14 protein-coding genes and 2 pseudogenes are annotated in these 11044 nt (G+C 51.1%); all 16 read right to left on the bottom strand.

All coding sequences use genetic code 11. The features are described from left to right. Positions 1–2 precede the first annotated feature (2 nt). The 16 genes and pseudogenes from gpG to ymcF all read right to left on the bottom strand — a co-directional run bounded on the left by gpG (position 3) and on the right by ymcF (position 11044). Positions 3–389 (bottom strand): phage tail assembly chaperone G, encoded by a 387-nt coding sequence (gpG, locus tag EFER_RS22215; protein WP_001300035.1) that lies wholly within the window; start codon positions 387–389, stop codon positions 3–5. A gap of 60 nt (positions 390–449) precedes the next feature. Beyond that, positions 450–1193, bottom strand: coding sequence for a phage tail protein (locus EFER_RS22210; RefSeq protein WP_000211109.1), 744 nt, complete (start codon positions 1191–1193; stop codon positions 450–452). Positions 1194–1204: 11 nt separating this feature from the next. After that, positions 1205–1606 carry a phage minor tail U family protein gene (locus EFER_RS22205; RefSeq protein WP_001079398.1) on the bottom strand — a complete coding sequence of 134 codons (402 nt, stop codon included), beginning with the start codon at positions 1604–1606 and terminating at the stop codon, positions 1205–1207. Further along, entirely contained in the window at positions 1603–2181 is a 579-nt protein-coding gene (locus EFER_RS22200; protein ID WP_000677109.1) for a phage tail protein, read from the bottom strand. Before EFER_RS22200 ends, EFER_RS22205 begins: the two co-directional genes overlap by 4 nt. An 11-nt stretch (positions 2182–2192) precedes the next feature. Continuing rightward, the gene (locus EFER_RS22195; protein WP_001283153.1) at positions 2193–2468 is read right to left on the bottom strand and encodes a DNA breaking-rejoining protein; all 276 of its coding nucleotides are present in this window, start codon (positions 2466–2468) and stop codon (positions 2193–2195) included. Then, positions 2461–2784 carry a DUF2190 family protein gene (locus EFER_RS22190; RefSeq protein ID WP_001097050.1) on the bottom strand — a complete coding sequence of 108 codons (324 nt, stop codon included), beginning with the start codon at positions 2782–2784 and terminating at the stop codon, positions 2461–2463. Before EFER_RS22190 ends, EFER_RS22195 begins: the two co-directional genes overlap by 8 nt. A gap of 86 nt (positions 2785–2870) precedes the next feature. After that, positions 2871–4898 carry a ClpP-like prohead protease/major capsid protein fusion protein gene (locus EFER_RS22185; protein WP_077626326.1) on the bottom strand — a complete coding sequence of 676 codons (2028 nt, stop codon included), beginning with the start codon at positions 4896–4898 and terminating at the stop codon, positions 2871–2873. Next, entirely contained in the window at positions 4843–6351 is a 1509-nt protein-coding gene (locus tag EFER_RS22180) for a phage portal protein (RefSeq protein ID WP_000985953.1), read from the bottom strand. The genes EFER_RS22185 and EFER_RS22180 overlap by 56 nt, the downstream gene beginning before the upstream one ends. Next, the gene (locus EFER_RS22175) at positions 6351–6563 is read right to left on the bottom strand and encodes a hypothetical protein (protein ID WP_001072975.1); all 213 of its coding nucleotides are present in this window, start codon (positions 6561–6563) and stop codon (positions 6351–6353) included. Before EFER_RS22175 ends, EFER_RS22180 begins: the two co-directional genes overlap by 1 nt. Continuing rightward, positions 6560–8662 (bottom strand): phage terminase large subunit family protein, encoded by a 2103-nt coding sequence (locus tag EFER_RS22170; RefSeq protein WP_000934084.1) that lies wholly within the window; start codon positions 8660–8662, stop codon positions 6560–6562. Before EFER_RS22170 ends, EFER_RS22175 begins: the two co-directional genes overlap by 4 nt. Beyond that, complete coding sequence (locus EFER_RS22165) at positions 8662–9153, bottom strand: DUF1441 family protein (protein WP_000349509.1); 492 nt, start codon at positions 9151–9153, stop codon at positions 8662–8664. Before EFER_RS22165 ends, EFER_RS22170 begins: the two co-directional genes overlap by 1 nt. A gap of 552 nt (positions 9154–9705) precedes the next feature. Continuing rightward, the gene (locus tag EFER_RS22155) at positions 9706–9912 is read right to left on the bottom strand and encodes a hypothetical protein (RefSeq protein WP_000548593.1); all 207 of its coding nucleotides are present in this window, start codon (positions 9910–9912) and stop codon (positions 9706–9708) included. Positions 9913–10207: 295 nt separating this feature from the next. Continuing rightward, a complete protein-coding gene (locus EFER_RS22150) occupies positions 10208–10381 on the bottom strand; it encodes a GnsA/GnsB family addiction module toxin (RefSeq protein ID WP_024256583.1) in 174 nt (57 codons plus the stop codon). A gap of 172 nt (positions 10382–10553) precedes the next feature. Then, positions 10554–10783 (bottom strand): annotated as a pseudogene (gene ynfN, locus EFER_RS22145) (protein YnfN). A 31-nt stretch (positions 10784–10814) separates the two neighbouring features. After that, a pseudogene (locus EFER_RS24700) lies at positions 10815–10853 on the bottom strand (hypothetical protein). Positions 10854–10855: 2 nt separating this feature from the next. After that, positions 10856–11044, bottom strand: a complete 189-nt coding sequence (gene ymcF / locus EFER_RS23610) for a cold shock small protein YmcF (RefSeq protein WP_071528545.1) — start codon at positions 11042–11044, stop codon at positions 10856–10858.

Genomic DNA, 11044 nt, shown 5'->3' with positions numbered 1-11044 from the left:
CGTCAGGACTTTTCCGGCGTCAGCACCTCATGCTCCAAATCCCCGGCATTCTCAATGGCTCCCATACCGCTCAGCGACAGAACCATCTCCGCCCCCGCTCCCAGGGCATCATACGACCATGTTGTAATAACGGATGCGCAAAGCGTCTCAACATCCTGAGACTGTTCCGCATTCCACAGTGAGCGGGAAACCAGCCAGGCATTGATATCCATCCCCATCCGCAGAAAAGCAATCTGTCGTTCAGCCTCCGGCAGTTCTCCCTCTTCGGCATCAAACTTTGCCGTTCGCTGCTGAACAAACGCCAGATATTCAATTCTCTGCAGCCCGGACAGCTCACTGAGCACCACGGACTGCTTTTCATAATTAAACGTGCCCTGTTTCAGAAACATCATGTTCTCCACCTGCAAAAAAGCCCCGGATAACCGGGGCAAATGATGAGTATCGTCCTGTTAACCTGCGGCGCTGACAGCCACCGCAGCCACTGCCACAAAATCGCCGTCAGAAGTCATGCCCACAATGCTGACACTGCCCTGCTTCACGCCTTTCACCGTGGCCACAAGCCCGTTCAGGGTCACCGTGGCAGTCTGTGGATCTGTCGAATGCACACTGATCGCTTTGTCACTGGCTCCGTCAGGTTTTACTGTAAAGGTCAGCGTGGTGGTTGCTCCCACTTTTACACTGGCAGATGCCGGTGCCACCGTCAGCCCGGTAACGCTCACTGTTTCAGTGCCTTCCTCTGCCAGATACGGACGCCCCACACCGCTGATTTTCACTGTGCGGGTCATCACGTCTTTTGAGGCAATGGTTTTACCCAGTGAGCTCAGCCAGCCACGGAAAACATCAACAGTGCCGTTGGGATATTTGATACGAAACGCGCAGACTTCACCGGAGTCGAACAACTGAACCAGTTTTTTCTGCCCGCTGTCACCCGGACGCCAGGCCAGCGTCGCCGAAGTATCACCGACGGATTTCTGCCCCTGGGTTGTCGTTTTCCAGTCTGCATCTTCATCATCGAGATAAGTGTCATCTTCTGCATCAGCGGTCATTTCGCCAGGTTGCAGATCCTTCACCATCGCAAGACGCAGCCAGTCAGTGTCCGATAAAGGGTTCGCAAACGCATCGCCCTTGCCGGTGTACATCCAGAACGTCGTTCCCGCACCTTTCGTTTTTGCCAGTGGATTTGGTGTGGTCATTGCCACCTCCTTTAATTCGTGTACGTGATCTGGTACGTGATTTCCGCCATCGCCCAGGTGGCCATCTCATTATCACGTTGATAGTTAAAACCGAGAGGGATCAGGGTGTCGATGAGTCCGGAAAGTGCCGGTATATCATTCAGGGCCGGGAAAATGGTGCTCTCCATCCACATATCCAGCTCTGAATCCGGTGCCTGTGCCCGGATGAAGACAGCAATATGCAGAACAGCCTGCCAGTCATCTTCATCCGTCATTTTTCCGGTGTACTGAGCATCACTCAGCCACACCGCCACGGCAGGCAGTTCCTGCGCATCAATAAATGCCGGAAGCCCGTCAAAAAACGTGGCGCTGTCTCCACACTGTTCCCGAAGGCGTGCCAGTACGGCCTGGCGGATTTGTGTATGTCGGTTCATCGGGTCAGCCATAACCTCAGTTGTTGTTTCAGTGCATACCCCAGCTGTTTCGGCATTTCCGCAGCAATGATGCGGTCGCGGGCATCTTCAAATGCCTGTGTCAGCGGTCCGGAAAGCGGGATTTTCACCACATCAATGGAGTAACGATTTTTGCCATCAATACGCCGCATCACATGCCAGCGACCATTCGCCAGTTGCTGAATAAACGCATCCCGGAAAAGATATTTACCCACCTTCAGCACACTGCCACGGTACTGCAGTTTTCCACCACGCCGGGCCAGTCTGACCCGGGCTGTCCCCAGCTTAATGGCGGGCAGATTGCCCCGGTTAACGCGGATCCTGGCCGTCATTTTTCCTGACGGACTGGCTTTAAACACCCGGACACGCTGACGTACCAGTTTCAGGGGGATCCCTTTCACCTGGTTATCTCCCGCAACGGTATTCCCGGCAACCTGCCGGGTGGCAACCGAGACCGCTTTCTGTGCCACACGGTTTATCGCCCATGCGCTGGCCTGTGGCACCATACGGGTATCAAGGCTGTTCAGATTACGGATGGCATTCTCAAGCCCCTTCATCCCACACCTCTTTACTCAATAAAGATCATTGGCTTACCGTTAAAGCGTTCATGCCGTGTGACCGTCCATTGTTGTCCGTCATAAACAACGCGATCCCCGCGCCGTGGGCGGTATCCCGAAGAAAACACCACCAGAGAGACCGCAGGTCCGGACAGAGCATTCAGTTCTGCCAGTGTTTCTCCCGGGATCACAGTCATATCGACATCATTAATCGAGGCTGTCTTTCCCATCTTTCTGACCGTGATAGCATCCATACGCGCTGCCAGCCGGGAAAAGGGATCAGACATTGAGTTTTACCGGCACTTCTTCTGCACTGGTTCCGGCATCTGCCCAGACAACCCCGACCAGCGGATCAGAGCCGCTGTTAGTCAGCTGAACTTTTCCGGACTTCAGATAAACCTTCTTACCCGTTTTCATGTCATCCGTTTTCAGCTTAGGCAGCATAAACACACCTTCGGTCATGCCGTCGCCTGTTTCACCCTGTGGAATATCGGTCAGCGCCACCGCAAAAACATCGCCCACCTGCACCAGATCTCCGCTGCTGATGGCTGCACTGGCAACAATCGCCACCGTTTTTCCTTCTTCTACAAAATTCTTTGCCATAACTGTCTCCGCACAGCCCCGTTCAGGGGCTGATTTCAGGTACAAAAAAAGCCCTTACGGGCCATCAGAGTTGTTGTCTGCGACGTTTACGCCGTACATTTCACCAGACCGCGGTGATCAACTGGCGCGACACCGGCGTCAATACGCACTTTCGTTGTCACGCCATCCACACTGAAGCCCTCCATCTGATCAATATATGGCGTATCCACACCGTTGAGATAAGCAACTTCAATCGTATCGGAGCCTTTGGACGCAGCCAGGTAGAAAGTGGTCTGGCTGTTATCATCAAGACGAGGCTCTGCAATAACGGTCGCAAAATCTTTCACCGGGTTAATAATACCGGCGTTAATGTCAGCCCCCTTGACACTTGAGGAGCGAATGACCTGGTTAGCAACAGACTCCATCGCCGTCGGTACCAGTACGAACGCAGGACGAATATTCAGATGACGCTCCCCCTCTTTCTGAACGCGCATCAACTGGCGGGCTTTATCCAGCGATGCCACGTCCATTGCAGCGCTCTCCAGTACGTTTGCATGTTTCGCTTTATCGAACAGACTTACATTATCTGTGGAGATTTTCGGGTTAGACGTCAGAATGGCATAAACCAGATCGGCAATAGTGGATTTCGCCGCACGGCCCAGTTTCATCGGGACATCGGTCAGCATATTCAGATCATCATTGATAATGGCCTGACGGGTGATACTGAACAGCTCGCCATAGGTCGCCAGTGCAATAGTGGCCTGTTTATCTCCGGTGGTGACGTATTTATATTCCGCCCCTTCACGCACCTGACGCAGAGCACTGAAGCCCCCCATACCCACACGATGGGCAATTTTAAAATCAGACAACTGACCTTTCCGCGTCCACTGTTCATAGGTTTCAGGGGCATCTTCCCAGCCCTGCAGAATGGCTTTGTTCGCAACATCCAGCAGAATATTACCGAAGTCAGACGTACTGTGTGTGAACGCCGCACCGACCATCTGCATCGGGTTATAACTGGAAACCCCAATACCCCGTTCAGTCAGTGACATACGGGCATATTCACGCAGGGTCATCCCGTTGTAGACATTATCACGTTCGGTTTTTTCAAATCCGGCACGCGCCATCAGCGCCTGGCGGATCCCGTCCCCCACAAAATTACCGTTACCGGCATAAATATGAGCCGGGGTATTTTTATTGGATGGCGTGGACTCGCGCCCCATCTCGTTCAACAGCTTTTCGCGGGCCTGCTCCAGCGAACATTCAGGATCGGCAAGACACTGAGCCTGCAGCGTCTGATAACGCCCGCCAAACATGGCAAACAGATCATTAATACCGTTTACACGCGCTTTTTGCTCTGCCAGTACCTGCGCACGGATACTGTTTTCATCCACCACGGGTGTTGCTGCCTGCACTGGCGTCCGGGAGGCTGCAGGTTCATCATCCTGTACGCGTGGAGCACTGTTGCGTGGCGGAGTAATCATGTTTCGAATGGATTCCGGCATCTTTTTAAATTCCTCTGTACGTTTTGACTGAATACATGCCATTGCCTTAACGGCTGGCGTTACCTGATCAGCAAATCCATGTGCCAGACATTCGGCACCGGACATCCAGGTCTCATCCGCCAGCATGGCAGCAATTTCATCGGTGGTTTTCCCGGTTTTCTGTGCATAAGCGGGTAACAGAACCGCCTCAACCTTATCGAGCAGGTCGGCATAGGTGCGCATGTCCTCCGCATCACCGCCCGTAAAGCCAAATGGTTTATGAATCATCATGAAGGTGTTTTCCGGCATAATGACCGGGTTTCCCACCATCGCAATGACCGACGCCATTGACGCCGCCACACCGTCGACATAAACGGTAATGGACGCACCATGTGTTTTCAGCGCATTAAAAATGGCGATGCCTTCAAAGACATCGCCACCCGGTGAATTAATATGGAGATTAATGTGGGTGATATCGCCCAGTGCATTCAGATCACTGATAAACTGCTTCGCTGTAACACCCCAGAAACCAATCTCGTCATAAATATAAATATCCGCGTCACTCTGGTGACCAGCCTGCATCCTGAACCAGGAATTATTCTTCGGACTGGTCGTCGGTGTGCTGCGGCTCCTGTCGTTTCGTTGCGGCACTGCTGCCTCCTTTATCACTGGCCGGATCGGTATCAAATACCAGATCCAGCTTGCGGTTTTCATCAATTTCGGCCTTGCGCCGACGTTTGACATCATCCGGATTACGACCACCAGCACGTACCCAGTCTGATTCTGTCGCCGCTCCACCACGAATCTGGATTTTCCAGGCCTCAGCCTCCTTAACAGGGTCAATCCACGGCATCACTGGTCCGGAATACACCGCGGTATACAGTGAAGAACGGTCAAGATCGCGGGGTAACCTGATAACACCGGATGCCACAGCCTGTTTCAGCCAGGCACGATACATCGGGCGGGTGACGGCACCAATAAACCAGTCCTGCAGGATCAGGTAGCCATCAGTAGACTCAACCAGTTCCTGACGCTGGGCGCTGTAAGTGCCGTTATAGTTGCGTGCCGTACTGGAAAAACTCAGACGACTGCCCGCCGCCACGGCACGCAACTGACCATTACGAAAAGTTTCAAGGTTAGGATTGGGACGATCCGACTTCACCATTCCGATTTCTTCGCCGGGTTTCAGATCGTCGTAAATAATGCCTGGCTGAATGGTAAGCTCGCGTTCATTCTCCTTGCTGCCATTACCATCCGGTTCATAGCTCTGCCCGTCGCCTTTCCGGATGTACATCCCCAGAGCAGCGGCGATCCTTGCTGCAGTCAGCTCAGAATCTTCATACTCTTTCAGGGCACTGAGGCGGATCAGCACACCGGACAACAAAGACGTCCCGCGCATCTGGTGCAGACGGCGAACAAATTTAAGATGCAGCATTCGCTCTGCATCCACTTCTTTGGTTTCCATCTGCCGCCCGGATACGGGACGGCTTTTATACACCAGATATTTTTCGGGACGCCCCCAGTCATCAACAAACACGCCCTGATTCAGCCTGTTGCTCTCATCACTGGTCATGGGAATAAAGTCCGGCTCGAGCGCCTCCAGCCAGAAATGAACACCGGCAGAAGGCGTCAGGCTGTTTATGCGCCCGGAAACCATCTGGGCAAACACCTCACCATCGCGCAGCCAGGTACGCAGCATCAGACGTTCCAGCATCGGACGGGTAAACTGCCCGGTGACTTCCGGACTGACAGACCATTCACTCCATCGGGTGCGTATCTCCGCTGCCAGATCACGGGCAATGGCCCCATTGCGTAATACCGGATGTGGCTCGACAATAATCCCGTTTTTCCCCACCACCCGTTCTTCCAGCTTGTCAAATACACCAATAACCAGATCGTGGTTGTTATCAAGGTAACGGGCCTGCTCACGTAACGACACGGCCCCGTACTGGCTTAACTGGTCGGCAGTTCGGTTTTCCCGCCGGGCTTTGTGTGTCCGTGTCGTTTTTACGGCCTCATAAGCCTGGATCACCGCACGGGAACGCAGCCTTGCCGCTTTCCATCCTGGTGAAAAAACGCCAATCACATCATCAAGAATTGCCATCAGAACCTCGCCAGCCGGTACCCAGGATGCCCCCGTCGTCGTGTAATCAGAGCCGCAAGGCGGCGCTCCCACTCCTGCCGTCCCTGCCGGATCTCAGATAAGTTTTCCATGGTCATCTGCTGACCATTAAAGGTGACGGATTTTCCGTCCAGCACCGCCATTTCAGCTTCCGTATAACGCTGAATCATGGCTTCGATATCATTCTGGTTCATAACCATCCTCCGGAAGTCAGCCAGGGGTTAACATCGTCAGTTACTGTTTTCTTCCGTTTTTGTTTTTTAACAGGCGTGGATACCGGTTCCGGTGAGGGTGACGGTTCGGTACTGTCCGGGACACACTCCAGCCAGGTTTCCAGGCTCGCCCACTCCGGTGCATCCGGCCAGCGGATCTTTTCGTATCCATGCAGAATGACCAGAGCCTCGGCATACACCATCAGGTCAAAAGCTTCGTTGGCACCGCGACCCGGCTTACTCCATTTCCCGTCACTACTCCGCTCTTCATACGTCAGTTCGTCGTAAAACCAGCTCCCCAGCCAGTCAGGGAAATGCACATAGCCGGGACCTGGAGAGTCACGCCATAACGCGTTATTCACCCGGTCTTTCAGGGCATCCGTCTGAAGAAGCCAGAGCGGCACATCACCTGCGGCCTGCGCCCGTCGGCCCGTTCGTCCGGTGTTATCAGGGAATGTACGGGTGATCAGTTTTGCGCGCCGGATGCTGTCGCCCTTAAACAGGTAAATACGTTTACCAAGGCCATCACGACGGCAACGACGCCAGAATTTATAGGCATTATCAGTGACCCCGTCTTCACCGCCGGAGTCCACCGCCATTGCCATCAGTCGCATTTGTTGAGAAGGATCGGAGGCCAGCGGCCAGCTTTTATGAAAAACATCCGTCAGCAGGACATCCCAGTCTTCCGGATAGCTGGCCGGATCAATTCGCTGGCTCTCCCCGTCGCTGTCACCGCGCAATGACTGCGTGATGTTGTAACGATCAATAATCCAGCGTTCGCCACGGCTGCCATAGCCCGTTACCTGAACCACAAAACGGCGATGACGTCCCGCCTGCACATCCACTGTCGCCACCAGGAAATTAACGCCATCCGGCACACTGCGGGAAGGAACTGGCTCTGCCCGCTGCTCAAGCAGTTCACTTTTTCGTTGCTCCATGCTGGCACGGGGAAGATAAGGTAATCCCCAGTCGGTATTGATAACCGTCTTGAGTGTTTCTTCACTTCCGGTTGTCTCGTATTCCTGTTCTGCAGTAAGCAGTTTGTAAACGAGTTGCGAGAGTGTCTGGTAAGCAGCTGCCGGACCCTCCATCCAGAATGACGCAATACGTGAGCGTCGGGGATCACCATAACGACTGCCATCCGCATTGATGGATTCACCATCCCGCAACCAGACCCCACGTCCGTTCAGCTCACGTTTTTGTTCAGGCATAATCCGTCCTGAACAGGAAGGACACTGAATATAAGCCGCCTCACTTGCCAGCACGGGATCGGCAATATCACGGAAACCAGCAACCACATCGCCGCAGGGCTGAAAATACTCACCACAGTGTGGACAGGGCCAGTACCAGCGACGGCGATCGCCACGGTTATAGAGCGACAGTATCCCCGTGGTTGGTGGAGCCTCATGCGGTGAAGTCCGTCGCCATTTCACATCCTTCACATCCCTGCCGGGGGAACTCTCCACCAGCGTCATACCACTGGACATAAATGTGGTGGTACGTTTTGAGGCAAGAGAGAAGGCATCCCCCTCGCCATCAATATCTTCCGGAAAACGGTCATAATCCGTCAGCGCCACGCATTTATAATCTGATGAGGACATGATATTGACTGACGGCCAGCCGATTTTCAGGTAGTTGCCAGCAAGGAATGTTCTGTCATAAACGTTGTTGTCATTTTTGTTCGGACTCAGGCGACTGACCACTTCCGGGCTGACGCGAAACGTTCTGGCAAGTCGTTTTTTGGAGTGTTCGCGGGCTTTTTCCTCCGTCATCTGAATGATCAGCATATCAGCAGGATCGCAAATCACATTGTAAATCACCCAGCCGTCAATCAGGCCGATAGTCTTGCCAGTTCGTGCCGGGCCAACAAATATCACTGCGTCGTATTCACGCGAGGCCAGGCAGTTCATCGGCTCAATAACATACGGTGCCACCAGCGGATCCCACGGGACTGAATTCCCGGCCCCCATGGGCACCCGCATATACTGAGCAACGGCATCAGCAACCAGCATTCGTCTCGGTGCGCGAAGGATATAACCTGAATCGGTTCGTGCTGCCTTTGCGGTTTCCTGATTCAGCATTACTCCTCCTGCTGTAATTCCTCCTCATCATCCGCACCTGCTTCGGTCACCCGCAGGGCTATCTGATCGCGCAGATCATCAATAATGGACTGAACACGGCTCACAGCGGCAGGCTGCAGGCCGCAGTCACGTTCCAGAATATCCGGTAATGTCTCCAGCACCTGCACGACCGCTTTTGCCCAGATGGCAAACTCCCGTCTGACATCACTGGCCGGAATGAGTTGTGCCGTTTCCTGTTCGAACTTAAGACGCTCACGTTCAGACTGATACCAGGCTTTGCGTTCATGTGGATCCATTTCGCCCTCAGCAACCGGCGGTGGTAACCCCATAAATTCAGTCAGAATATCGGTCAACCGGTATAGCTTGAGTTTGTCATGTCCACCAGCGGGACGAATGTTTTTCAGTCTTGCCACGACAGTCTGGCGGTGCAGACCAGATAAAGCCGCCAGTTGATTAATATTCAGCACCAGGTTTTTCAACTCATGATCCATATTTCCTCCGGAGAGCTTTAAACATGCATCGTGCGAACAACTTTAAGAAAACGCGTTCGATGTCGAACAAAAAACACTCAATTCGACATACAAAAAACAAATAACCATTAATAATCAATAAGATGCAAAGATGATGGTGGCCGATAAAAATGCAAAAACTAGCCTTTTTCCGCGACGCTCCCGCCCCGTGGCAGGGGCCCCCACCGGGAGGACCCGACAGCCTGACAGCCGTGACGAGCATCTGATACAGCGCTTTACATAATGGCATAGGAATAATTCAGAAGGACATCACAGCATGCCCACACAAATTAGTGTGAGTGTCCTGTTTCTTCCTACGCACAGGACTGACGAGCATGAGGGGAAAATACGCGAACCGAAATGCCTTATCTTTAGAAATGCAGCCGGCATCAGAACTGGACGATATTGTAAATTCACCTAAATACGAGGCATTGCTGTAGTTGAATTGCAGTACTGTATTAGCCTGACAGTGACAGAATACGATATTGACTCTGTCACTTGTGAAATGGTCAGAATGGTTAGCAGTTATGGTGATCAGTCAACCACCAGGGAATAATCCTTCGTATTCTTATCGTGCTTTACTAACGCGGCCTCAATTGCCCTGAATGCTTCCAGAGATACTTGATGTTCTATACATGCAATTACAACATCCGGGTAACCCATCGAAATGGTGCTATTAAGCATAGTTTTTACACGAACCTGCTCCTGGGAGGGGGCATCAGTGTATTGATCTTTATGCATTTTGTCGCTCCATGCGTTTGCTCTTCACTTGCGGCTAAAGATATAACGTCAAATCACTCAGCATGAAAGAGTGAAAGTTTCAGCGCGTTTCCCTTACATAATCTGTCGTTTGTATTCTCTTCAGGCATACCGGAAAGACTAGGTATTGTCACACAACCAATACCATCGACAATCGAGATTTATATCTATTCGGTAATGTTTAAATATAACAAAACCCCGTAAAAACGAGGTTTATGGGTAATTTGTATTGTTGAATAGCATCTGATGAGAAATTGATGCTAATACTATAAACATACTAGATTAAATCAATCTTGATATCATAGCTTTCAAGACCAGTCATTTTTTCCCGTGCAGTAAACTGGATATTGGTAACTTCTTTCCCGGTCTTTTTCTTAAGCTCAATGATTTTTTTTGTTATATATTCAGAAATATCTGCTTCTGTTTTTGTTTTTAACTCTTCAATGTTCATCATTTCCTCTTTTAGTCTGTTATGACTTTCCTGGTACACAGTAGTGTCAATTATATGGAGCAAACGTATAAAAGATAAGATGAAACATCGCAATAATCAACATACGACGGTCTAAATTTCACACAAACAGATAAAAATGATTATCATTTATTATCAATGCATTAGAATCAAATCAATTCAAGAGTCTCATTGCTGCTTCCAGAATTTCTTCTGAAGTTACATGTCGATCCGCTGCTACATAAATGACTTTATGATCTCCGGTCAGAGATGGAAACCCTGCAGCCATTACAGTGAGGTGTGTTGTTTCGCCATTTGGATATTCACGCATGATGGTGTTAACTCCGGTCATCACTGGCACTACCATTGCTGGTTCAGAGTTAAAAAAACTATTATTTTTTTCATAATGTTACCGTAATATGTGAGTATCCATCGACTAGACACTAAGCAAAAAAGCTCCCGAAGGAGCCTTCATTTTCACTTTCTTAAATCTAACGACAGACGGCTAACATTTAAGTATTGTGAAATATTATCAAATGTAATCATCATTGATTTACAAAAGATACATTTTGCCCCGAAAGGATTCCTGTCAGAAACATCAAAAGATGATGTTCTATACTGCGAACCATGGCAACACGGGCATCTAAAGTGAATATGGTTTGTAAT

Source organism: Escherichia fergusonii ATCC 35469 (assembly GCF_000026225.1).
Classification (GTDB): Bacteria; Pseudomonadota; Gammaproteobacteria; order Enterobacterales; family Enterobacteriaceae; genus Escherichia; species Escherichia fergusonii.
The sequence above is the reverse complement of the archived record's forward strand: the minus strand, read 5'-3'. Positions and strand labels throughout refer to the sequence as shown.